The organism is Candidatus Symbiopectobacterium sp. NZEC151, assembly GCF_025962655.1.
Taxonomy (GTDB): Bacteria; Pseudomonadota; Gammaproteobacteria; order Enterobacterales; family Enterobacteriaceae; genus Symbiopectobacterium.
The window spans coordinates 91,872-115,854 of sequence record NZ_JAGFPE010000004.1; the positions used below are offsets into that span (position 1 = coordinate 91,872).

The following is a 23,983-nucleotide window of genomic DNA, read 5'->3' on the forward strand; positions in this document are numbered from 1 at the left end:
TTATGTCGACAAAAAAGAAGTCCGAAAAGAAATATGGCGTGCATTCGGAAGTCGGTAAATTGCATAAAGTTATGGTGTGCGCACCGGGCAAAGCACACAATCGGCTGACGCCGAGCAACTGCGATGAACTGTTATTTGATGACGTGTTGTGGGTTGAACGTGCCAAGCGCGACCATTTTGATTTTATGACCAAAATGCGTGAACACGGTGTCGATGTGGTGGAAATGCATAATCTGCTGGCGGAAACGGTGGCACTGCCGGAAGCGAGAAAGTGGATTCTGGATCAGCAGATTGTGCCGGATGAAGTCTCTCTGGGCATTTTGAAAGAAACCCGCAGCTTCCTGGACGGATTGGCACCGCGCGCCTTGGCTGAAGTGTTGATTGGCGGCTTGTCTACCACCGAACTGGCGAAAGAGGGCTATGCCGACCACGAAGAGCTCAATCTGATCCGCGACGCGGCAGGCATTACTGAATATTTGCTGCCGCCACTGCCGAATACGCTGTATACCCGCGACACCACCTGCTGGATTTACGGTGGCGTAACGTTAAACCCGCTCTACTGGCCCGCTCGCCATGAAGAAACCATTCTGACGACCGCCATCTACAAATTCCACCCGGATTTTGCCAATGCCAATATCAATATCTGGTACGGCGATCCCACCAAACACCACGGCACCGCCACGCTGGAAGGCGGCGATGTGATGCCGATTGGCAATAAAACCGTCCTGATTGGTATGAGTGAGCGCACGTCGCATCAAGCCATCACCCAACTGGCAGCCTCCCTGTTTGCCAATAAAGCCTCGGGCGTTGAGCGGGTGATGATTGCAGCGATGCCGAGATTGCGCGCTGCCATGCACCTGGACACGGTGTTTACCTTCTGCGATCGCGATGTGGTCACCCTTTACCCTGCCATTGTGAACCAGATTCGCACCTTCTCGTTGCGTCCGGATGATGGCCCAACCGGGATGAAACTGTATCGTGACAAGGGCACCTTCACCGAAGCCATCGCGGGCGCGTTGAACCTCAAAAAACTGCGCGTGGTGGAAACGGCCGGTAACGATTACGACACCGAACGCCAGCAGTGGGATAGCGGTAACAACATGGTCGCCCTGTCTCCCGGCGTGGTGCTCGCCTACGATCGAAATACCAAGACCAACACCCAACTGCGCAAGGAAGGGGTGGAAGTCATTGAGATCGTTGGCAGTGAACTGGGCCGTGGACGCGGCGGCGGTCACTGTATGACGTGCCCGATCATTCGTGAACCTGTGGATTATTGATGCTCCCATCAGGCGCTCTCACCGAGCGCCTGATGAACACGCACTGTCAGTGCACGAGATGTTTATGCTAACCAGGTGCCAGGCCTGATTCACCTTGCTGCGATGGCGTTTACCGCTGTAATGGTTATGGCGATGATGCAGCGGCGCGTGAATCTGATCCGAAGAGATTGCATCGTGAAAATAAAACTAATCGTTGTTACGTTTATCGCGTTTTTTATTTCTGCCTGTGACAGGGAGGCGACCGAAAAAAGTATTACGGTACGGCCAGTGAGTATTCTGGAAGTGAGCAACAGCGCGCAGCAAGGGGTGCGTATCTTTCCCGCCAGAATTATTGCTGGCGATAGAACCGAGTTGGCGTTTAAACGTCCCGGTCAGTTAGAACGGTTGCTGGTGCGTGAAGGAGAATCGGTCACACAAGGGCAGACGATCGCGGAGCTTAACAGCAACGATGCACGACTGCGGCTACAGGATCGCCAGGCCACCTTTAACCTGTCTCAAACCCAGTTCAACCGCTACGCGGCGTTGAGCGAGCGTCACATCGTGGCGCGTGCCGAACTGGACGTGCAGCGTGCTGCACGCGACTCGGCGCAGGCGGCGCTGAAACTGGCGAAAGAAGAGCTGGACGACACGGTAATCCGGGCTCCGTTTCCCGGTGTTATCGCCATGGTCAACGCCCGCAATTATCAAATTGTCGCGGCAGGACAATCTATTGCCACCTTGAACGCGTTGGAATTGCTGGATGTGGAATTCAGTATCCCCGAAAGCCTTTTTATTATTATCGATGCCAACAACGTCAAATATCAGCCAGTGGTTGAATTGAACAACCTGCCGGGACGTGAGTTTGTCGCCAGCTATAAAGAGCACACCGCACAAACGGTGTCGGGCGCGCTGACCTATCGTATGGTGCTGACCATGCCACGTCCGCAAGATATCCCGTTGTTGTCGGGCATGAGCGGCAGGGTGAAGATCAATCTGGGGAATCTCCCCGGCAGCACGGCTGCGATGGCGGTGGTGGTTCCGGTGGAGGCGGTATTCAATCCGGATACCAGCGCCGAGCATAAACCGCATGTGTGGGTGGTTAATGAACGTGATGGCAAGCTGTTTGTCACCTCACGCCAGGTTGAACTGGGTCAACTGACGGCGAACGGCATTCAGGTCGTTTCCGGGTTGTCTCAAGGCGAGCGGATTGTGGCAGCCGGCACCCGTGAATTAGCGCCAGACCAGGAAGTGCGAGCATGGGTTCGTGAGCGAGGTCTCTAATGAAACTGACAGAGAACTTTATCAACAACGGCACTCGCATCTGGCTGTCGATTTTATTGTTAGGTCTGGGGGGCGTCATTGCCTTTCTGAATATTGGCCGATTGGAAGATCCTGCGTTTACCATCAAAACGGCGGTGGTGGTTACCCGTTATGACGGCGCTTCCGCGCAGCAGGTCGAAGAAGAGGTGACCTTACCGCTGGAGAATGCCATTCAGCAACTGCCCTATATCGATAACATCACCTCGATCTCCAGCGTGGGGCTGTCGCAAATCACTATCAATATCAAAGCCCAGTACGGGCCGGATGATTTACCGCAAATCTGGGACGTACTGCGGCGTCGTATTGGCGATGCGGCACGCCAACTGCCGCCTGGTGCCAGTCCACCTTTCGTCAACGATGATTTTGGCGATGTGTATGGCTACTTCTTTTCCCTGTATGGCGATGGCTATTCCAATCAGGAGTTGCGTAACTTTGCTGAGGTATTGCGCCGCGAACTGGTAGTGGTGCCGGGTGTCGGGAAAGTGGCGATCGTCGGGGTGTTGCCGGAAGAGGTGCAGATAGAGATCTCCCGTGCTCAGATGACCGCGGCCAATATTGTGCCGCAGCGCTTGTATGATTTGCTCAGTCGGCAAAATGTGGTGTCCAATGCCGGTGAACTCTTGGTCGGTAGCGAATCGATCCGCTTGCACCCCACCGGTGAGTTTGACAGCGTGCAAGAGCTGGGCAACCTGCTGATCAGCGAACCGGGCAGCCCGCGTAGCGTCTACCTGCGTGATATTGCCACTATCAGCCAGGGCGTGACGCACTCACCGAACAATATTTACCGCGCCAACACGCAGGCGGCGCTCTCCGTCGGTGTCTCCTTCGCCCCCAGCGTAAACGTGATTGTGGTGGGTAAGGCTATCAAGGCACGGCTGGCTCAACTGGAAGCCGAGCGACCGGCAGGTATGGCGTTGAATGTGTTTTACGACCAGTCCCATGAAGTCGAGGGGGCGGTGAATGGTTTTATCATGAACTTCCTGATGGCGCTGGCGATTGTCATTGGTACGCTGCTGATTTTTATGGGGGTACGCAGCGGCCTGGTGATTGCGGCTTCACTGGCGCTGAACGTGTTGGGCACGCTGCTGATCATGAAGTTGCTGAATATCGAATTGCAGCGCGTCTCGCTTGGGGCGTTGGTGATCGCACTCAGTATGCTGGTCGATAACGCCATCGTGATCGTTGAAGGGGTGTTGGTCGGTCGGCAACGCGGTGCCACGGCGATGGATGCGATCAACCGCGTGGTGAAGCAGACCATGTTCCCGTTGCTGGGCGCAACCATCATTGCCGTGCTGGCGTTTGCGCCTATTGGTTTGTCTAACGACTCCACCGGTGAGTATTGTAAATCGCTGTTTCAGGTACTGCTTATCTCGCTGATGCTGAGTTGGTTTACCGCGCTGACATTAACCCCCGCTTTCACCAAGTGGGCGTTTGAAAAGCAGAAGGTGGCAGCGCAGAACCCGGATGAGCCGGTGAAAAATCCCTACGATGGTTGGCTATTTCGCGTCTATCGTTCCCTGTTGAGTAAATTGCTCAACCAGCGCGCCCTGACCTTAACGCTGCTGGCCGGCTTGCTCGTCGCCGCTGTGGTGGGTTTTGGCAGCGTGCGGCAAAGCTTTTTCCCACCGTCGAATACGCCTATCTTCTTTGTCGATCTCTGGCTGCCCTACAGCACCGATATCGCCTATACCGAGAAGATTGCGGCGGAAATCGAAAAGCACATCAGTGAGCAGCCCGGTGTTGACAACACCATGGTGACGGTGGGACAGGGGGCGTTGCGGTTTATGCTGACCTACAACGCCCAGCGGCAATACGCCAACTATGCGCAGATACTGGTGCGTACCGATGCGCTAAATCAGATCCCTACATTAATTCGAGACATTGAAGCCTATGTGCGTGATAACTATCCGGCGGTGAAAGGGCAGGCGAAGCGCATCATGTTTGGCCCGTCCAATAACAGCTCCATTGAGGCGCGATTTATTGGCAACGATCCGGAGATTCTGCGTTCGTTGGCTGCCGCGGCAGAGCAGGTGGCGAGTGCCGATCCGGATTCGGATGGCGTGATGCATGACTGGCAGGAGAGCAGCAAAGTGATTCGCCCGCAGTTCTCGGATTATCTTGGGCGTGAGTTGGGGGTCGACAAGCGTGAGATCGACAACGCGTTGCGGATGAGCTTTGGCGGCATCAATGTGGGGTTGTACCGTGACGGGACACGGCTGATGCCTATCGTATTGCGCACCCCGGATGCGGAGCGGTTGAATGCCGACCGGCTCAATGACGTGATGATCTGGAGTCAGGCGCGACAGGCATTTATTCCGATCGATAACGTGGTTAACCGCTTCACGACCGAGTGGGAAGATCCGCTGATTATGCGTCGCGATCGCACGCGTACGCTGACGGTACAGGCCGATCCCGCCTCACAAAGTGGTGAAACCTCCGCCGAGTTGTTGGGGCGCATTAAGCCTGATATTGATGCCATCGCGCTGCCGCATGGCTATCGTCTCGAATGGGGCGGTGACTATCAAAGCACCAAAGAGGCGCAGGCAGGGCTGCTCACCAGCCTACCCATTGCCTTTATCGTGATGTTTATCATCACCGTATTGATGTTCAGCTCGGTGAAACATGCTATCGCCATTTGGCTTACCGTACCGCTGGCGTTGATCGGCGTCACGGTCGGGTTTCTGCTGACGGGTATTCCGTTTGGGTTCATGGCGTTGATTGGTCTGCTTAGCCTGAGCGGGATGTTGATTCGTAACGGTATTGTGTTGGTGGAGGAGATCGGTCTGCAACGCGAGCAAAAACCGCTGCGTGACGCCATCATCGATGCATCGACCTCCCGTTTGCGTCCTATCCTGCTTACGGCGTTTACCACGGTACTGGGGTTGGCCCCGTTACTGAGCGATGCCTTCTTCCAAAGCATGGCGGTGGTTATCATGTTTGGTCTGGGTTTTGCCACCGTGTTGACGTTATTGGTATTGCCGGTGATCTACAGTTGTATGAACCGCGACGAGAAAACCGTGCCAGTGGCCTCCTGAGGATTCTGGCGACTCCGCTTGTCTTCATAGCCAGGTAGCGTGCTGCCTGGCTATGTCATTTCTCCCCATGGTGTCAGTGACGTAATGAAATAATGCCAAAACGTTATGAGTGAAAGTGGCGGAGAGTGTGGTAAAAACAGAACGATGACATGATAACGACTGACGGCATAAGCCTCAGCGACATAATAACGACATTTGCCTGCCGTACCCTTGCAGGACCATGCCACTGTGCTGCATGGTGCGTTGATGATGATGTAAGGTAATTCTCTATGGATAAAGGACTGCATATGCCGGGTTCTGCGCGCGGGCTTAAAGTGGCCCAAATGCTTCAGACGATACTCAATGTTGGGTTATTATTGCTGGCGACCATTCTGGTGATTTTCCTGATGAAAGAGACATTTCATCTGGCGAAAGTGTTGCTGATCAGCAGTGAACAAGACTCTTCTTTTCAGCTCATCGAAGGGATTGTTATCTACTTTCTCTATTTTGAGTTTATCGCGCTCATCGTGAAGTATTTTCAATCGGGCTACCATTTCCCGCTGCGCTATTTTGTCTATATCGGCATTACCGCGATTATTCGCCTGATCATCGTAGACCACAAAGATCCGCTGGATACTCTCGCTTATGCTGCCGCTATTCTGGTGCTGGTGGTGACGCTTTATCTGGCTAACAGCAAACGGCTTATGCGGGAGTGACAGCGCGTTATGCCAGCAGCGGACACTGTGGTGGCAGCCGACAGGTCAAGGCGGCGGGCAGGATCTCAATGCGGAACCGGTTGGCGCTTAACGGCTCGCCGTCCAGGTTAAAGGTGATGTCGTCAGGCGCAACGATCTCCAGCCAGGGCAAGGTTGCAGCGATCACGTTTGGATTTTCGCTGCCAGTGAACAGTGCCTGAAGCATATTGGGTAGCAACTCTTTGGCCGAAAGCACGCGCAGTTGCAACTGCCCATCGTTAATCAGCGCCTCCGGGCACAGCGGTTGGCCACCACCCGCCTGCCGTCCGTTACCGATGGCGATCACCAGCGTATCACCTGACCATTGAAAGTCCGGGCCGCGAATGTCGCAGCGCTCTGCGGTCAGCATATCCATACGCAGCAGGGCGTGCAGCACATAGGAAGCACCGCCCAGTGCGGATTTCATCTTCGAGGGCGTTTCTGTGGTGATGCGTGTGGCGAAGCCGCCGGTCGCCATATTGATGAAATAATGGCTGTCATTGACGCAGGCAACATCGACAGGCGTCGGGTGCCCTTTCAGCGCCAATGCGAGTGCATGTTCGATATCAAGCGGGATCTGGCAACTGGTGGCAAAATCATTCGCGGTGCCAAGCGGGATGATCCCGAGTGCTGGGCGCTGGGCTGGCCCACATTGCACCAATGCGCTGGCGACCTCATTGATGGTGCCATCGCCACCGGCAGCAATCACATTATCCACCTTAAGCTGTACGGCCTCCTCGACGTAGCGTTTGGCATCACCGTGTTCCCAGGTCACGCGCACATGCAGCGTAAACCCGGCTTCTCTGTGCTGTTGCACTGCGTTGCGCAAGGTATCGTTATCGGTGTTTTTACCATTGAGAATCAGCAGGGATACGGGGTGTTGGCTCATGGCGTGCTCCTTTTTTGCGCTGAAAAGAGGCAATTGCAAGTATAAACAGCGTAGCCAGAAATGGCCGTGAACGGTATCAGAACAAGGGATAAAGCAGGAAAAAAGCCAAAGAAAAAGCCAGCCCAAGGGAGATTGGGCTGGCCAAGGAGGTGGTTCCTAGTAGTATCACTACGCTTATTTTTCGTTCTAGATTTTCTCAGCGAGGCAATACTAACCAGATAGTAGGGGTATTGATGTGATCTGTTTCTAAAATTTGCGAAAAGTCGCAGGTTGATCTTGCTCCTCGGTCATTCCCGCGCAGGCGGGAATCTCTTACAGGCTAAACGCGTTTCTTCTGCAAGAGGTCCCCGGCTTTCGCCGAGGACGACACATAAGGGGGGTTACGCCGCCTTACGCTGCATTGGGGTTACGGGTGGTCACGTCACTCGGCAGGTTACGCAGCAATAACGCAAACTCCAGCGCCACGTCATCCGGCACCGGCAGGTACACAATATGTCCGTTGCCCGGTGCGACATCGATGGCTTCGCCTTTGGCGTTTTGCAGCGCATCGAGCGTGAATTGAATGTTGCCGTTCGGCGTCATCATCTCCACGCTGTCCCCGAGGGAGAACTTGTTTTTCACTGCCACTTCAGCCAATCCATTACGCCGCTCACCGGTAAATTCACCGACAAACTGCTGACGATCCGATACCGAATAGCCGTATTCGTAGTTCTGGTAATCTTCATGAACGTGGCGACGCAGGAAACCTTCGGTGTAGCCACGGTGTGCCAGGCCTTCCAGCGTTTGCAGCAACGTCGGATCGAAGGGTTTGCCTGCGGCAGCATCGTCGATCGCCTGACGGTAAACCTGTGCCGTGCGTGCGCAGTAATAGAAGGATTTGGTACGGCCTTCGATCTTGAGCGAGTGCACGTGCATCTGGGTTAAGCGTTCCACGTGCTGAATGGCGCGCAGATCGCGCGAGTTCATGATGTAGGTGCCGTGCTCATCTTCGAAGGCACTCATGTATTCACCGGGGCGCAGGTTCTCTTCCAGCATAAACACTTTGTCGGTCGGCTCACCAATACCCAGCGTGGGTTCTACATTCTGGACCGGAATCGGTTCGTGCAGGTGAACAATATTGCCGGTATCGTCTTCCTTGCCTTCCTGTACCTTGTATTCCCAACGGCAGGCGTTAGTGCAGGTGCCCTGATTGGGGTCACGCTTGTTGATATAACCGGAAAGCAGGCAGCGGCCAGAGTAGGCCATGCACAACGCACCGTGCACGAAAATTTCCAGCTCCATCTCCGGCACCTGCTGGCGGATTTCGGCAATCTCTTCCAGTGACAGTTCGCGGGACAGGATCACGCGGCTCAGCCCCATCTGCTGCCAGAATTTCACCGTTGCCCAGTTCACCGCGTTGGCTTGCACCGAAAGGTGAATCTGCATGTGCGGAAAGTTTTCTCTTACCAGCATGATCAGGCCGGGATCGGACATGATCAACGCATCCGGCCCCATATCAATCACGGGTTGAAGATCGCGCAGGAAGGTTTTCAGCTTGGCGTTGTGCGGGGCGATGTTCACCACCACGTAGAATTTTTTCCCCAGTTCGTGGGCTTCATTGATAGCGAGCGCCAGCGTCTGGTGGTTGAATTCGTTATTGCGCACCCGCAGGCTGTAACGGGGTTGACCGGCATAGATCGCATCAGCGCCATACGCGAAGGCGTAGCGCATATTTTTCAGCGTACCGGCCGGAGAAAGCAGTTCCGGTTTAAACATGGTGTCTCTCTGGTCTGATCACAAGTCAGGCTGTTCCCCGGGGGAACAGTAAAGGAGGGGGATTCTAGCGCTAATGTCGGTAAAAATCAGCTAACGACGCAGAAAAAGTGTGGCTATTGCCCACGCGCACGCTGGCGTGGGCAACGAGGATTACTTCCCGAGGCTGGCGCGGTTGTGCGCACGTTGTAAATCAACCTGTGGACCGAGCGGCACAATGCCGGTCGGGTTCAGCCAGCGGATACCGTAATAACCCGCTTTAATGTGGTCGATGTTGACCGTCTGTTTGATGCCCTGCCACTGATAAAGCTCACGCAGGTAGTTCGACAGATGAGGGTAATCCTCAATGCGGCGGATATTGCATTTGAACGCACCGTGATAGGCAACATCAAAACGCACCAAAGTCACAAACAGTCGCCAGTCGGCTTCGGTAATGGTATCACCGGCAATATAGCGATTCGTCGCCAGATGCGTCTCAACGCGGTCCAGCGTATCGAACAGTGTCGTCACGGCGTTTTCGTAGTGCTCTTGGGTTTTGGCAAAGCCGGTTTTGTACACGCCGTTGTTGATGTTGTGGTAAATCAACTCGTTCCATTGATCAATGGTGGGGCGCAGGGCGAGGGGATAATAATCCTCGTGGTTACCGGTCAAGGCATCAAACTGGCTGTTGAACAGACGAATGATATCGGCCGATTCGTTATTAACGATGCGCCCTTCGATACGATCCCACAGTACTGGCACTGAAACTTTACCGGTGTAATGGGCATCGCTGGCGGTATACAACTGATGCAGGTAACGTACGGGGGCAACGTGCTCGCCCGCCTCTTGCGGGGTGGTAAACTCCCAGCCGTTATCTGCAATCACCGGTTGCGCAATGGACAGGGAAACAATATTTTCCAACCCCTTAAGCTTGCGAAACATCAAGGTGCGCGACGCCCACGGGCAGAGATAAGAAACAAAAAGTTGATAGCGGCCCGCTTCTGGGATCAGTGTTGTTTGGCGAAACAGCGTTTCCTGGCGCTGAAAAGCCCCATTTTTGATCTCTTCTGCGGCGACATCGCCATTGACCCACTGGCCGTTGACTAAACCTGACATGATATAGCGTTCCCCATCTTGCCTGTTGTCGGTGAGACAAACCTAAAAAATAATCATAGTTATTGTTGTGACGTTATCCATGTTAACAGCCGGAGCAATACGAAACAGGGCAGATTTTTCATCAAGTCGAACAGTTTTTTTGACGAGCTGGCTTTAACGCTGATTTCCCGACGTGCCCGTGCAGCCGTACCAGGGGGGAGTGCTGAGCTGTTCGGCCAGAAAATCGATAAAGCGTCTTACCTTCAGCGGCAGCAATTTGCGCGTTGGGTAGACGGCGTAAATATTCAGCTCCAGCGTGGTGTAATCGGGCAATACTTCGACCAGCGTACCTGCGCGTAAATCTTCACCCACCAGAAAATCCGGTTGCAGAATAATGCCCTGATGCGCCAGCGCTGCATAACGGCAGGTATCCCCGTTGTTGGCATGAATATGCGGTTGAGTTTTCACCGTGATAGCTTCACTGCCGTCATTGGGAGAGAAGTGCCACTCATTGCCCGGTGCCCAATAGCTGTACGAGATAACGCGATGATCGCGCAGCGCCTGCGGATGTTGCGGTGTACCCTGTTGCGCCAGATAGGCCGGTGAGGCACACAGCACCATGCGTGTTTTGGCGAGCGGACGACACACCAGCATCGAGTTAGGCAATTGTGCGATGCGAATCACCACGTCGTAGCCTTCTTCCACCAGATCCACCACGCGGTCGGACAGAATGATATCGAGTTTTACCTGCGGGTTCTCTTCCACAAATTTACCCCACAGCGGCGCAAGGTATTTCACGCCGAAGGTTTGCGGCGCACCGACGCGTAATCGCCCATGAACCTCCGCCGAGCAGGCGGTAATTTCCGATTCGGCCTCTTTTACCGATGCCAGCAACTCTTTGCAGCGCAAATAGTAGTTCTGGCCTTCCTCCGTCAACGATAATCGGCGCGTTGTGCGCTGCAACAGACGCACACCGAGGTACTCCTCCAACTCGGCAACGTGACGTGACACCACCGGCTTAGACAACGCCACGGTATCCATAGCCCCGACAAAACTGCCTGCCTCAACGACCGCCACAAAGGTATTCATCGCCTGAAACTTGTCCATTCTGCACTCCGCATGATTGTTTCTATATCAGAGACAATTCATCTCTAAACACCGTATATATCTCTGATTATAAGACTTGTAAACTCCCAAACCATGAAGCGAAACCTGTGTTTCATTCACTAACTATATACATATCAGCTAATTAACCAGGAGTTTCATCATGATCATCACCGTTGTAGGCACTGGCAATATGGGGTCCAGTTTTGTTAAGCGTTTTACGCTGGCAGGGCATCAGGTTCGCGTGACAGGGCGTGACCTTAACAAAGCACAGGCATTAGCCGCGCAGTTTAGCGGTGCACAGGCGCTGCCTGCCACGGTTGCCGCGCAAGGTGCGCAGGTGATTGTGCTGGCGACCGCCTACGATGATGCGGTTAGCGCACTCTCTTCACTGGGCGATATCAGCGGCAAAGTGGTGATTGATATTACCAACCCGCTGTCGGCTGATTACATGAGCCTGACGCTCGGCCACAGCACGTCAGCCGCGGAAGAGATCGCCAAAGCGTTCCCGACGGCGCATATCGTCAAAGCGTTTAACACCACGTTTGCCCAGGTGGTAGCAGAAGGCCCAGCCTTTGTCGCAGGGCAGGTTGCGCCCGTGTTTTATGCCGGGGATGACGCGGAAGCCAAAGCCACTGTGCAGACCTTGATTGCCAGTACCGGCTTCAAACCGGTGGATGCCGGCACGCTGCGCAACGCCCGTTATCTCGAACCGTTAGCCGGTTTGAATATCTATTTTGGCTACGGCGCGGGGTTAGGCACCGATGTCGTTCCGGCCTGGCTGAGCCGCGCATAAGCAACAACTACTACATTGACGAAACAGGAGAATGGAATGAAAAAGGTACTTAGCGTCGCGATCGCATCGCTGTTGATGGCTGGGGTTTGCGCTCCGTCGTTTGCTCAGGATCGTCCGGCCGACATCATCAGCCCGATAGCCGATCAGATTTTGCCGAACAAGGTTAGCACCGCCGACGCGCGTAAAGCCGGGCGCGTGGCCTACGACAAGCCAACCCCCGAAAACACCATTATGCTGTTTATCGATCAGCAGGTGGGTTTGATGGCCAGTACGCGTGATTTCAATCAGGCATCCGGCTATAAAGCCAACGTGGTCGCGTTGGCCGAAATGGCGAAAGCGTTAAAGATTCCGGTGTTGATCACCTCGTCCAATGCGCAATGGCAAAACGGCGACACCCTGCCGGAACTGAAAGAGATCTTTAAAGATGAACCCATTTACCGTCGCACCGGGATCATCAATGCCTATGAAGATCCGTCATTCCGTAAAGCACTGGAAGATCTGGTGAAGAAGACCGGTCGTACCCACATCATCATTTCTGGGGTAACGCTGGGTACCTGCGTTGCCTTCCCGACGCTCGCCATGTTGAATGACGGCTATCAGGTTTATCCGGTGGTGGATGCCTCCGGTGCCTGGAGTAAGTATGAAGCGGATGCGGCGATGCAACGCATGACGGCAGCGGGCGCGCAGTTGGAAACGGTCTACGCGTTAGGGGCAGAGCTTCAAGCCGACTGGAAGAAACCTTCAGCCGATGCCATGTTGAAGCCCTTTATCGACGGATTGCCGGAATACGGCTGGATCGTGCAGAATTACTGGAACAACGCCAACAAACACACCGTGCCGGATCCGTTTGGTGTGGTGAAGTAAGCGGTCATTAACGGGTTCCCGCTGGTCGGGAGCCTCAGTGCGCTAGACCACTTCACAGGAGCCGGCTTCCCAGCGGTATCCCATGCCATAAACGGTGCGGATAAACGATGTCTGTTCGTCCAGTTGCTCCAGCTTGCGTCGCAGATTTTTGATATGGCTATCAATGGTGCGATCGGTGACGACGCGGTAGTCGTCGTAGAGCTTATCCAGCAGCGCTTCGCGCGAGAAAACCTTACCGGGCTCTGCCGAAAGGGTTTTCAGCAGGCGAAACTCTGCCGGTGTCAGATCGAGCGGTTGCCCGAGGTAGCTGGCCTGAAAACGGCGGTTATCGATCTGCAAGGCGGCTTCCAGCCCCGCTTCGGGCGGCGGCGCAGACTGCCAGCGGCAACGGCGCAGCAGGGTTTTCACCCGCACCACCACTTCCCGTGGGCTGTAGGGTTTGCAGATATAATCATCCGCACCAATTTCCAATCCCAGCAGCCGGTCAATCTCTTCGCTGCGCGCGGTAACCATAATAATCGGCACATTGGAAAACTGGCGGATGACGCGGCACAGCGTCAGGCCATCGGTGCCTGGCAGCATCAAATCCAGCAGAATCAACGACGGTGAGTGCTCACGCACCCAGGGCAACACCTCATCGCCGTGAGTAATCCAGTGTGTGTGGTACTCTGCGGCCTGAAGGTAGTCCACCAAAAGCTGGCCGAGCTTGGGCTCATCTTCAACAATCAGCACCTGCTCTGGCAGCGTCTCGTTCGATAAGGTTTCGGTCATCGGCGTTTCAGGATTCCGGTGGATGAAGCGGGAATTCGGCGGTCATCTGCAAACCACCGAGTAAGGAAGCGCTAGCATACAATCGTCCCCCGTGGGCCTCAACGATATTCTTGCAGATAGCCAATCCCAGCCCTGAACCGCCGCTGGCGCGATTGCGTGATCGTTCTGCGCGGTAGAAGCGATCGAAAATCCGCGCCAGTTGCTCGGCGTCGACGCCCGGTGCGCTGTCTTCCCATATCAGGGTGCACACGCCATTTTCAGTATGGGCTCGGATCTGTAACTGTCCACCGTTGTCGGTGTAGCGCAGGCTGTTCTCCAACAGGTTGTTAAACAGCTGGCTGAGTCGGTCCGGATCGCCAAAGGCGCTGGCGCGCTCAGGCAGTTGTGTGATGACCTTGATGTGTTTTTTCTGAAAGCGCTCGTTGAAGGACGCAACGCTGATATGCAGCAGTTGGATCAAATCCACGGAAACCCGGCGGTAAGCGAGCGCGCCGACATCGGAGAGTGACAGCTGGTGCAGGTCATCCACCAGCTTGGTCAGCGTGGAGACTTCGTTTTGCAACGAGAGCAGGGAGCCGGTATTGGCCTTGCGCACGCCATCCTGTATGGCTTCCAGTTCGCCGCGCAGTACCGCCAACGGCGTGCGCAGCTCATGGGAAATATCGGCCATAAAGGCGCGGCGCGACTGCTCGTTTTTTTCCAGTGCGGTGGCGAGTTGGTTAAAATCCTGCGCCAGTCGGCCTAACTCATCGCGGGTATTGACCGGCACGCGAGCGGTAAACTCCCCGGCTGCCAGACGGTGAATGCCCTGCATCAGCCGTTTTACCGGTGCTAGCAGGCCGCGCGCCATCAGCCAGGTCACAATGATGGCGAGCAGCGTTGACAGCCCGACAATAAACCAACTGGTGCGCTGTTGCTGCCGGTCGAAATTGATATCCGCATCGCGCGTCAGGCGTTCACTGGGGGATGCCACCACCCAACCGACCACCACGCCCTGATGGCGAATGGCTTGCCAGGTGCTTTCGGCGGCAATCGGCGCGGGAGAACCAAACAGTCGGTTACGCTGGGCATCCAGCACCCAGAGCCGGACTCGCCAGCCGCGCATGCTGTTGCCGTCATCTTCATTTTGGTCCATGGTGTGCAGCAGTTTGAACACCAGGCGTTCATTGTTACGCAGGAATGTCCAATCGCCGTACTGCGCGTATTGTTCCTGCAATGCATCACGCAACTGCTCGACGCGCTGCGCATTGCCTTGCTTGATGTAATCAACAAAGCCGCGTTCGAAGCTCATCCGCACGCCCCAATGCATGGTGATCAGCACCAGCATGCAGGTGGCAAAAATGGCGAGAAACAGTTTAGCGGTAATGCCGAATCTCATCGTATCCTCACCTTTTTCCCGGCAGCACGTTCTGCCTGATTTGGTCCGGCGGCACGCGCAGGAACAGCAGGGCGGGCAGCGCCAATATGACGGCCATGCTCAGATAGGTATAGCGGAATACCTCGGCGGTTGCCGGGCTGGCGATGTCCAGCGTCCCTTGCTGGGCAAAAATACCGAGCAGAATGCCCGCCAGACTCACGCCGAGGCTCATGGAAAGCTGCATGGTCATCGACAGCAGGCTGTTGCCTCCGCTGGCGATGTTGTCCGGCAGGTCTTTCAGCGTCAGGGTGTTCATGGTGGAAAAACGCACCGAATTGGCAACGCCGACCAGTATCAACACCAGTGGCAATAGCCACAGCCAGTTCAGCAGTGCGACGGTGGCAAACAGCAGGGTGCTGAGCGAGAGTGCCAGGGTAGAAACTACCAGTGCGGTGCGGTAGCCCAAGCGGTTAACGATGCTGACCACGATACGCTTGGTGCCCATGCTGCCGATAATCATCGGGATCATCATCAATCCGGCGTGAAACGGCGAGAATCCCATGCCCAACTGTAAAAACAGCGGTGTGGTAAAGGGCAGCATGCCGCTGCCGATACGCGCCAGAAAACCAGCGCTGATGCCAATGGAAAAGGTGGGCGTGTTGAACAGATTCAGATTGAACAGGGCGTTTTCATTGTGACGCGCATGCAGCCAGTAGCTCAGCAGTGCAATAATCCCGACAGCAATCAAACCGACGATGGCAATCGGCGGCAACGCCAGGCTTTTGTGTCCGTCCAGGGCTAAGGTCAATGTTGCCATGCCGATGGCGAGCCAGAGAAAACCGCGAAGATCGAAGCGCGAGGTTTCTGTGGTGTAGTTCGGCATGATCAACCAGGTGGCGATAGCACCGATAATTCCCACCGGCAGGTTAATCAGGAAAATCCAGTGCCAACTGGCGTACTGCACCAGCAGCCCGCCCAGCGTCGGGCCGAGCAACGGCCCAATCTGGCCGGGAATGGTGACAAAGGTCATGGCGGCCATAAACTGGTCACGCGGCACAATCTTCATCACCGTCAGACGACCGACCGGCACCATCATGGCACCACCTACGCCCTGGATCACGCGCGACATCAGGAGCGCATTCAAGGTTTCAGAGCGCGCGCACAGCAGCGAGCCCAGCGTGAAAATGATGATGGCAGCAAAAAAGACCCGTTTCACCCCCAGTTTGTCTGCCAGCCAACCGCTGGCTGGCAGCATCACCGCTACGGTAAGCACATAAGCCACCACGACGGAGTGCATGCGCAACGGGTTTTCATTCAGGCTGAGCGCCATTGTCGGCAGTGCGGTGTTGACAATGGTGGTATCGAGCGTTTGCATAAAGAAGCCAAAGGCGACAATCCAAAGCTGCCAGCGCACGGAGGCCGGTTGGGCCGTTGACGGGGTGGACGAAAAACGCATGAAATAACGGGCCTCACGAAATCAGGGTTGTTCTTGTTCACTCGCTGCACGTCAAGACGACGTGACGTTGGCGAGGTTACGCCGCCGTGCCAGCCAGCCGCGCAGACGATCAAAATAAAGGTACACCACCGGTGTGGTATAGAGCGTGAGCAACTGGCTCATCACTAACCCCCCGACGATGGTGATGCCGAGCGGTTGACGCAGTTCAGCACCGTCACCGCTGGTCAACACCAGCGGCAGCGCACCAAAAATTGCGGCCAGCGTGGTCATCAGAATGGGACGGAAGCGCAACAAGCAGGCCTGAAAGATCGCCTCTTGCGCACTTAACTGCCCGCCGCGCTGCGCTTCCAGCGCGAAATCCACCATCATGATGGCATTTTTTTTCACGATACCGATCAGCAGCAAGATACCGATCAGGGCAATCAGGCTAAAGGGGGCACCAAACCCTTTCAGCGCCAGCAGCGCACCAACCCCGGCAGACGGCAGCGTCGACAGGATGGTCAGCGGATGCACATAGCTCTCGTACAGGATCCCCAACACGATGTAGACGGTGACGATCGCCGCAATGATCAGCAGTACCTGCGCACTTTGTGATTGCTGATAGGCCTGTGCCGTACCGGCAAATTGTCCACGCACCGAGGAGGGCACCCCCAATGCGGTCATACTGCGTTCAATGGCTGCCGTTGCGTCAGAGAGTGATACCCCCTCCGGCAGATTAAACGACACGGTTGACGCCGCTGACAGCCCCTGATGATTGACGGACAGCGGGGCGTTAATCGGCCGCCAACTGGCGAACGCTGAAAGGGGAATTGGCTCGCCGGCGCTGTTGAGCACAAACATCTGATCCAGCGCGCTAACATCCTGAGTGTATTTGGATTCTACCTCCATCACCACCTTGTACTGGTTGAGCGGTTGATAGATGGTGGAAATTTGCCGCTGCCCGAACGCATTGTTTAACAAGGCATTGACGCTGGAGACGCCGATACCGAGGCGCGCGAGGGTATCCCGGTCGTAGGTCAGCGCCATTTCCGAGCCTTTATCCTGCTGATCGGAATTGACGTCAGCCAGTTCGGGCAGTTGGCTGAGCGCGAGGCGAATCTTCGGCTCCCAGGCGCGCAGTTCGTTCAGATCGTCGGACAGCAAGGTAAACTGGTAGCCTGCATTGGACTCTCGTCCGCCGATACGGATATCCTGCACCGGCATCAGAAACAGGTTGGCCCCCGGTTCCTGCGCCAGATTGCCGCGCAGGCGGGCAATCACCTGTTGGGCGCTCATCTTGCGTTCTGCCAGCGGTTTGAGCGTAATAAACATCGAACCTGCGTTGGTGCGCGAGCCGCCGGTAAAGCCCGTCACGTTATCCACCGCCGGATCGGCGCTGACGATCACCATAAAATCATGCAGCTTATTGCGCATTGCCTGAAATGAAATGCTCTGATCGGCCTGAATAAAGCCCATCACGCGGCCGGTATCCTGTTCCGGGAAAAAGGTTTTGGGAATCGAGATATAGAGCCACACGTTGAGTCCGATGGTGCCAATCAGAATGACCAGCACCCAGCGTGCATGTTGCAACACCCAGCGTAGCGAACGGCCATACTGCTGCTGCAATGCGACTAACAGCCGACCAAAACCGCGCTTGCGCGGCTGGCTGTGTTTTTCATGGCTGCGCAGCAGGCGCGCGCACATCATCGGCGTCAGGGTGACAGAAATGATCAGCGAAATGGCTATCGCCGCAGACAGCGTAACGGTAAATTCGCGAAAGTAGCGCCCCGGCAATCCGCCCATCAGCAATAGCGGCAGGAACACCGCCACCAGCGACAGGCTCATCGCCAGTACGGTAAAGCCGACCTCGCGCACCCCTTTCAGCGCGGCCTGCATCGGTTTCATCCCTGCTTCAATATGGCGCGAAATGTTCTCCAGTACCACGATGGCGTCGTCCACCACAAAACCGGTGGCAATCGTCAGTGCCATCAGCGAGAGGTTATTCAGGCTGAACCCGCACAGATACATGGCCGCAAAGGTGCCAATCAATGACACCGGCACGGCAATCGCCGGGATCAGCGTGGCGCGACCGGAGCGCAGGAACAAGAACACTACCAGTATCACCAGCGCCACGGCAATCACCAGCGACTGTTCCACCTCGGCCAGTGAGGCGCGAATGGTGGGCGAGCGGTCTTGTGCGATATTCAGTTGAATGGCGGCGGGCAGGCTGGCACGCAGGTCCGGCAGCGCGGCGCGCACGTTATCCACGGTGGCGATGATATTGGCATCGGGGGCGCGTTGCACCACCACCAGCACGGCGCTTTTGCCATTTGCCATCCCGGCGTTGCGCGTGTCTTGCACGCCGTCTTTGACCTGCGCCACGTCGCTCAATCGTACCGGCGCACCCTTGTTGTAATGAACCACGATCGGTGCGTAATCCGCCGCCGTTTTCAATGCATCGTTGGTTTGCACCTGCCAGCGCGCTTGCCCGTTATCGATGTTGCCCAAAGGCTGTTTTACGTTGGCTTTGGCAATCGCCTGGCGTACCGCATCCAATCCGATACCCTGATTAAACAACGCCTGAGGGTTCAACTCAACGCGCACGGCGGGCTGCGAAGCACCGCTGACCGTCACATCGCCCACGCCGTCCATTTGGGAGATGCGCTGCGACAGTTGATTGGTGGCGAAGTCGTATAGCTGGCCCGAATTATAGGTGTCGGAGGTCAACGTCAGCACCAGAATCGGTGCGTCGGCCGGGTTGACCTTGCGATAGGTCGGGCGGCTTGACATGCCAGAGGGCAGCAGGTTCTGCGCGGCGTTGATCGCCGACTGTACGTCGCGCGCCGCACCGTTGATATCACGCGAGAAATCGAACACCAGTATGATACGGGTTCTGCCCAGCGAACTGGTCGAGGTCATCTCGGTCACCCCGGCGATGCGCCCGAGCGAGCGTTCCAACGGCATGGCGACGGAGGTCGCCATGGTTTCCGGCGAAGCCCCGGAGAGCGAGGCGGAAACCACAATCGCCGGGAAATCCACCTGCGGCAGCGGGGCGACCGGCAGCAGGCGGAAGCCGAGCACGCCGCACAGCGCAATCGCCAGCGTCAGTAGCGCGGTGGCGACCGGGCGGTGGATAAACAGCGCGAAGAACTTCACTGTAGGTCTTCCTCGGGCTGCTCGGCGCGACGCAAACGGTGTGCCAGTCGGTCAAACAGCAGGTAAATCACCGGCGTGGTGAACAGCGTCAGAATCTGGCTCATGATCAATCCCCCCACCATGCAGATGCCGAGCGGTTGGCGCAGTTCGGCACCGACGCCGTTGCTGAGCATCAGCGGCACGGCGCTCAGCAGCGCCGCCAGGGTGGTCATCAGGATCGGGCGAAAACGCAGCAGGCACGCCTGATAGATGGCATCGTAAGGGGTCATGCCTTGCTCGCGTTCTGCCGCCAGCGCGAAATCGATCATCATGATGGCGTTCTTCTTCACGATGCCGATCAGCAAAATGATGCCGATAATCGCAATTACATCCAGTTCGTTGCCCGCCGCCATCAGTGCCAGCAGCGCACCGACGCCGGCGGTCGGCAGCGTGGAAAGAATGGTAATCGGGTGAATAAAGCTTTCGTACAGCACGCCGAGCACAATGTACATCGCCACAATCGCCGCCACGATCAGCCACACGGTGCTGCTCAGCGCCGCCTGAAACGCCAGCGCGCTGCCTTGAAAGTGGGTGACGATATCCGTCGGCATCTGCAACTGTTGCTCAGCCGCCGTAATCGCCTGCACCGCTTCCCCAAGGGAATAACCGGGGGTAACGTTGAATGAAATGGTGGTGGCCGGGAACTGATCGATACGGTTCAGGGCCAGCGGACCACGCCGCTCTTCCAGCGTGGCAACGGCATTCAGCGGCACGCTGTTGCCATCGCTGTTTTTAATGTGCACTTCATTCAGCGCGCCGACCCCGGTGGTGTGCGCCGTCTGTTGCGCCAGCACCACGCGGTATTGATTCGACTGGGTGTAGACCGTTGAGACCAGACGCTGCCCAAAGGCGTTATACAGCGCGTTGTCGATGGCGGACATGGTCAGCCCAAGGCGGCTGGCCGCATCGCGGTTGACGTTGACATAAGCCACCGCCGCATCATCCTGCCAGTCGCTGCTCACATCCTGGAGCTGCGGCAGCTGTTGCAGTTCACGCATCAGCGGCGGCACCCAGTGGCTCAAATTCTCCAGCGACATCGCCTGCAACGTGAACTGGTACTGGGTACGGCTGACCTGGGTATCGATGGTGAGATCCTGCACCGGTTGCAGATAGAGCGTGATGCCGGTGAGCTGCGCGGTTTTTTCCTGCAAGCGGGTGATGATGTTCGTCAGGCGATCGCGCCGTTCACTGAGCGGTTTCAGGTTGATCTGTAAACGCGCGCTGTTCAGCGCCGCGTTGGTGCCATCTACGCCGACAAATGAAGAGACGCTCAGCACCGCCGGATCTTGCATGATCAGCGATACCGCCTGCTGCTGGCGCTGCGCCATATCGGCATAGGAGACGCTTTGCGGTGCCTGCAACGTGCCCTGAATCATGCTGTTATCCTGAACCGGGAAAAAGCCCTTGGGGATCCACAGATAAAGCAGCACGGTAAGCACCAGCGTGCCGATTGCCACGCTGAGCGTAATCCACGGGTGGTTCAGCACCCGGCGTAAGCCTTTGCCATACAGCGCGACCAGCCGTGAGAAAAAGCGTTCGCTGGCGCGCGTAAAGGCGTTTTGCCGATTCAGGCTCTGATGGGTGAGCAACCGGGCGCACATCATCGGGGTCAGCGTGAGCGAAACGATGCCGGAGATCAGAATCGCGACCGCCAGCGTAATGGCAAACTCGCGGAACAGGCGGCCAATGATATCGCCCATAAACAGCAACGGGATCAGTACCGCAATCAGCGAGAAGGTGAGTGAGATAATGGTGAAGCCAATTTCCCCCGCGCCTTTAAGCGCGGCGTGCAGCGGTTTCTCCCCTTTCTCGATGTAGCGCGAAATATTCTCAATTACCACGATGGCGTCATCCACCACAAAGCCGGTGGCGATGGTCAGTGCCATCAGCGTCAGGTTATTGATCGAGAAACCAAGGAAATACATGGCGGCGAAGGTGCCGACCAGCGACAGGGGCACCACAATGCTTGGGATCAGCGTGGCGATGGCGTTGCGCAAAAACAGGTAGATCACCATGATCACCAGCGCAATCGCCAGCATCAGTTCAAACTGCACATCTTTCACTGACGCGCGAATGCTGGCGGTGCGATCGGTCAGCGTGGTGACGGTCACCGATTTCGGCAAACTGGCGGTTAACGTCGGCAACAGATTACGCAGGCCGTCGGTGGTGGTGATCACGTTGGCACCCGGCTGGCGCTGGATGTTGATGATGATCGCCTGTTCACGGTTAGCCCAGGCACCCAGCGCGGTGTTTTCCGGGGCTTGTTCTACGCTGGCGACATCGCGCAGCCGTACCGGTGCGCCATTGCGCCAGGCAACAATCAACTGGCGATAATCCTCCGCTGACTTCATCTGGTCGTTGGCTGACAAGGTCACGGCGCGCGTCGGGCCGTCCAGGCTGCCTTTGGCGGAATTGACGTTGGCGCTGGTGATGGCGCTGCGCAGGGTTTCGCTATCCAGCCCGTAAGAGGCCAGCGCGTTGGCGTTGAAATTGACCCGCACCGATGGGCGCTGCCCGCCCGCCAGCGAAACACGACCGACACCAAAGACCTGCGCCATTTTTTGCGCGATACGGGTTTCCACCATATCCTGCACTTGCGTCATCGGCATGGCGGTGGACGTCACCGCCAGCGTCATGATCGGCGGATCGGCTGGATTGACCTTGCTGTAAATCGGCGGGTAGGGCAGATCGCTGGGCAACAAATTGTTGGCGGCGTTGATCGCGGCCTGCACGTCCTGCTCCGCGACATCTAACGGCAGCGTCAGCTGGAATTGCAGGGTGATCACCGATGCGCCGCCGGAACTTTGCGTCGACATCTGTTTCAGCCCGGACATTTGCCCGAACTGGCGTTCAAGGGGCGCGGTAATCGCCGACGCAATCACATCCGGGCTGGCACCGGGGTAGAGTGTCACCACCTGAATGGTCGGGTAATCCACCTCAGGTAGCGCAGAGACCGGTAATGCCCGATAGCCAATAATCCCCGCCAGCAGGATCGCCAACATCAACAGCGTGGTGGCGATAGGGCGCAGAATAAACAGGCGGGATGGGCCTCCGCCTGCCGGAATCTCCCCTTGCATCAGGGTTTCTCCCCGCGTGTGGCGTGTTTGGACGGCGGTGTGGTGGTGGTGTTAGCGGCGCTAATCACTTCCACCTGAGCCCCTTCGGTTAAGCGGTCGATACCGTCGGTGACCACGCGATCGCCCTCATTCAGGCCCGCCGTCACCACCATCTCCTGGCCGTATTGAATGCCGACGGTCACGCTGTGTTTACTGACCTGATTTTTGTCATTCAGCACCCAGACAAAACGTCCTTCGCTGCCCATCTGAATGGCAGACAGTGGCACCAGCAGCGCATTTTGCAAGGTGGTGACTTGCATGCGCACATTGACAAACTGGTTGGGAAACAGGGCATCATCGCTGTTTTCAAAGCGGGCTTTCAGTTTGATGGTGCCGGTGGTGGCGTCAATCTGGTTATCCATACTGAGCAGGCTGCCTTGTGACAGCTTGTGCTGATTGGCACGATCCCAGGCCTCAACCGGTACGGCTTGGCCCGATTTTTGTGCGCTCAGCACCGTGGCGATATCCCCTTCCGGTAACGTGAAGATGACATCAATCGGATGCGTTTGGGTCAACACCACAATACCGGTGCTGTCGCCGCTGGTGATGTAGTTGCCCACATCCACCTGTTTAAGCCCCACGCGGCCATTGATCGGCGAAGTGATACGGCTATAGGTGAGCTGCAATTCGGCGCTGGCGACCGAACCTTCATCGGCCTTGACCGTGCCTTCAGACTGATGCACCTGTGCCGCCTGTGCATCCAGTTCCTGTCGGGAAATCAGGTTGGTTTTAATCAGTTGCTGGTAACGCGCCAGATCCTGACGCGCGTTGGCCAGCGCGGCCTGATCTTTCGCCAGTTGTCCTTGTGCCTGTGTCAGCGCCACCTGATAAGGGCGTGGGTCAATTTCTGCCAGCAGATCGCCCGCCTTGACCTGTTGTCCTTCCTGAAAATGCAGCGCCATCAGTTCGCCGTTAACCCGGCTGCGCACCGTCACGGTGCTGGCCGCGGTAATGGTGCCTAAACCCGAAAGGTAATACGGCACCGCCGCAGCGCGCGTGGTCGCTGCCTGCACGGGCGGCAACGTGCGCATGGCAGAACGCCGTCCGCCACCGCCGCCCGCATTGCGTGCAGGAGCCGCGTTGCTACTGGCTTCCTGACGGGCTGCTGGGGCCGCCGTCGGGGAATCGGCAGGGCGTAAGTAACGCCAGATGACAACAGCGGCGATAACCGCGAACGCAAGCAACAGCAGACGAAAAAGACGAGTGGTATTCATCATGGTTTACGAATCGAGTGGCAGCCAGTATTAACACAATGAGGGTAGTCTACTGTGTTTTACTCAAATAATAATGAAGGAAATGTGGAAGA

Annotated in this window: 16 protein-coding genes; 6 read left to right on the forward strand and 10 right to left on the reverse strand. The window is 56.4% G+C overall.

Translation table 11 applies throughout. The features are described 5' to 3' along the window. Positions 1 to 2 precede the first annotated feature (2 nt). The 4 genes from arcA to psiE all read left to right on the forward strand — a co-directional run bounded on the left by arcA (position 3) and on the right by psiE (position 6,306). Complete coding sequence (arcA, locus tag J5067_RS13860; protein ID WP_264643597.1) at positions 3 to 1,277, forward strand: arginine deiminase; 1,275 nt, start codon at positions 3 to 5, stop codon at positions 1,275 to 1,277. A 174-nt stretch (positions 1,278 to 1,451) separates the two neighbouring features. After that, the gene (locus J5067_RS13865; RefSeq protein WP_264643596.1) at positions 1,452 to 2,537 is read left to right on the forward strand and encodes an efflux RND transporter periplasmic adaptor subunit; all 1,086 of its coding nucleotides are present in this window, start codon (positions 1,452 to 1,454) and stop codon (positions 2,535 to 2,537) included. Further along, positions 2,537 to 5,611: an efflux RND transporter permease subunit gene (locus J5067_RS13870; RefSeq protein WP_264643595.1), complete on the forward strand. Its 3,075-nt coding sequence runs from the start codon at positions 2,537 to 2,539 to the stop codon at positions 5,609 to 5,611. The genes J5067_RS13865 and J5067_RS13870 overlap by 1 nt, the downstream gene beginning before the upstream one ends. Positions 5,612 to 5,898: 287 nt before the next feature. After that, positions 5,899 to 6,306, forward strand: a complete 408-nt coding sequence (gene psiE, locus J5067_RS13875; protein WP_264643785.1) for a phosphate-starvation-inducible protein PsiE — start codon at positions 5,899 to 5,901, stop codon at positions 6,304 to 6,306. 7 nt (positions 6,307 to 6,313) lie between these two features. Here the strand turns inward: psiE and yegS are convergent, their stop codons facing one another. From yegS to J5067_RS13895, 4 genes are all read right to left on the reverse strand, one after another. Further along, positions 6,314 to 7,213: a lipid kinase YegS gene (gene yegS / locus J5067_RS13880; RefSeq protein WP_264643594.1), complete on the reverse strand. Its 900-nt coding sequence runs from the start codon at positions 7,211 to 7,213 to the stop codon at positions 6,314 to 6,316. Between the two features lie 390 nt (positions 7,214 to 7,603). After that, positions 7,604 to 8,968: a tRNA 5-hydroxyuridine modification protein YegQ gene (gene yegQ, locus J5067_RS13885; RefSeq protein ID WP_264643593.1), complete on the reverse strand. Its 1,365-nt coding sequence runs from the start codon at positions 8,966 to 8,968 to the stop codon at positions 7,604 to 7,606. A 150-nt stretch (positions 8,969 to 9,118) separates the two neighbouring features. Further along, entirely contained in the window at positions 9,119 to 10,060 is a 942-nt protein-coding gene (locus J5067_RS13890; protein ID WP_264651357.1) for a glutathione S-transferase family protein, read from the reverse strand. A 153-nt stretch (positions 10,061 to 10,213) separates the two neighbouring features. After that, positions 10,214 to 11,146: a LysR family transcriptional regulator gene (locus J5067_RS13895; protein WP_264643591.1), complete on the reverse strand. Its 933-nt coding sequence runs from the start codon at positions 11,144 to 11,146 to the stop codon at positions 10,214 to 10,216. Positions 11,147 to 11,306: 160 nt separating this feature from the next. On the opposite strand from J5067_RS13895, the gene J5067_RS13900 reads away from it, so the two are divergent. Continuing rightward, positions 11,307 to 11,939, forward strand: coding sequence for an NADPH-dependent F420 reductase (locus tag J5067_RS13900; RefSeq protein ID WP_264643590.1), 633 nt, complete (start codon positions 11,307 to 11,309; stop codon positions 11,937 to 11,939). A 36-nt stretch (positions 11,940 to 11,975) separates the two neighbouring features. Next, positions 11,976 to 12,803: an isochorismatase family protein gene (locus J5067_RS13905; protein WP_264628171.1), complete on the forward strand. Its 828-nt coding sequence runs from the start codon at positions 11,976 to 11,978 to the stop codon at positions 12,801 to 12,803. A gap of 42 nt (positions 12,804 to 12,845) precedes the next feature. On the opposite strand, the gene baeR is transcribed toward J5067_RS13905, so the two are convergent. From baeR to J5067_RS13935, 6 genes are read right to left on the reverse strand one after another with little or no spacing between them, the layout of a single operon-like run. Next, entirely contained in the window at positions 12,846 to 13,574 is a 729-nt protein-coding gene (gene baeR, locus J5067_RS13910) for a two-component system response regulator BaeR (protein ID WP_264651358.1), read from the reverse strand. A 7-nt stretch (positions 13,575 to 13,581) separates the two neighbouring features. After that, complete coding sequence (gene baeS / locus J5067_RS13915; protein ID WP_264651359.1) at positions 13,582 to 14,952, reverse strand: two-component system sensor histidine kinase BaeS; 1,371 nt, start codon at positions 14,950 to 14,952, stop codon at positions 13,582 to 13,584. Between the two features lie 7 nt (positions 14,953 to 14,959). After that, a complete protein-coding gene (mdtD, locus tag J5067_RS13920) occupies positions 14,960 to 16,387 on the reverse strand; it encodes a multidrug transporter subunit MdtD (protein WP_264651360.1) in 1,428 nt (475 codons plus the stop codon). Between the two features lie 51 nt (positions 16,388 to 16,438). Beyond that, positions 16,439 to 19,522, reverse strand: a complete 3,084-nt coding sequence (mdtC, locus tag J5067_RS13925) for a multidrug efflux RND transporter permease subunit MdtC (RefSeq protein WP_264651361.1) — start codon at positions 19,520 to 19,522, stop codon at positions 16,439 to 16,441. Next, positions 19,519 to 22,638 carry an MdtB/MuxB family multidrug efflux RND transporter permease subunit gene (locus tag J5067_RS13930; protein WP_264651362.1) on the reverse strand — a complete coding sequence of 1,040 codons (3,120 nt, stop codon included), beginning with the start codon at positions 22,636 to 22,638 and terminating at the stop codon, positions 19,519 to 19,521. The genes mdtC and J5067_RS13930 overlap by 4 nt, the downstream gene beginning before the upstream one ends. Continuing rightward, positions 22,638 to 23,891, reverse strand: coding sequence for an MdtA/MuxA family multidrug efflux RND transporter periplasmic adaptor subunit (locus J5067_RS13935; protein ID WP_264643784.1), 1,254 nt, complete (start codon positions 23,889 to 23,891; stop codon positions 22,638 to 22,640). The genes J5067_RS13930 and J5067_RS13935 overlap by 1 nt, the downstream gene beginning before the upstream one ends. Positions 23,892 to 23,983: the final 92 nt, after the last annotated feature.

Excerpts from the sequence above, each read along its gene's own strand:
- arcA (WP_264643597.1), top strand. The coding sequence starts at position 3 with ATGTCGACAAAAAAGAAGTCCGAAAAGAAATATGGCGTGCATTCGGAA.
- J5067_RS13870 (WP_264643595.1), top strand. The coding sequence starts at position 2,537 with ATGAAACTGACAGAGAACTTTATCAACAACGGCACTCGCATCTGGCTG.
- psiE (WP_264643785.1), top strand. The coding sequence starts at position 5,899 with ATGCCGGGTTCTGCGCGCGGGCTTAAAGTGGCCCAAATGCTTCAGACG.
- yegS (WP_264643594.1), bottom strand. The coding sequence starts at position 7,213 with ATGAGCCAACACCCCGTATCCCTGCTGATTCTCAATGGTAAAAACACC.
- yegQ (WP_264643593.1), bottom strand. The coding sequence starts at position 8,968 with ATGTTTAAACCGGAACTGCTTTCTCCGGCCGGTACGCTGAAAAATATG.
- J5067_RS13890 (WP_264651357.1), bottom strand. The coding sequence starts at position 10,060 with ATGTCAGGTTTAGTCAACGGCCAGTGGGTCAATGGCGATGTCGCCGCA.
- J5067_RS13895 (WP_264643591.1), bottom strand. The coding sequence starts at position 11,146 with ATGGACAAGTTTCAGGCGATGAATACCTTTGTGGCGGTCGTTGAGGCA.
- J5067_RS13900 (WP_264643590.1), top strand. The coding sequence starts at position 11,307 with ATGATCATCACCGTTGTAGGCACTGGCAATATGGGGTCCAGTTTTGTT.
- J5067_RS13905 (WP_264628171.1), top strand. The coding sequence starts at position 11,976 with ATGAAAAAGGTACTTAGCGTCGCGATCGCATCGCTGTTGATGGCTGGG.
- baeR (WP_264651358.1), bottom strand. The coding sequence starts at position 13,574 with ATGACCGAAACCTTATCGAACGAGACGCTGCCAGAGCAGGTGCTGATT.
- baeS (WP_264651359.1), bottom strand. The coding sequence starts at position 14,952 with ATGAGATTCGGCATTACCGCTAAACTGTTTCTCGCCATTTTTGCCACC.
- mdtD (WP_264651360.1), bottom strand. The coding sequence starts at position 16,387 with ATGCGTTTTTCGTCCACCCCGTCAACGGCCCAACCGGCCTCCGTGCGC.
- J5067_RS13930 (WP_264651362.1), bottom strand. The coding sequence starts at position 22,638 with ATGCAAGGGGAGATTCCGGCAGGCGGAGGCCCATCCCGCCTGTTTATT.
- J5067_RS13935 (WP_264643784.1), bottom strand. The coding sequence starts at position 23,891 with ATGAATACCACTCGTCTTTTTCGTCTGCTGTTGCTTGCGTTCGCGGTT.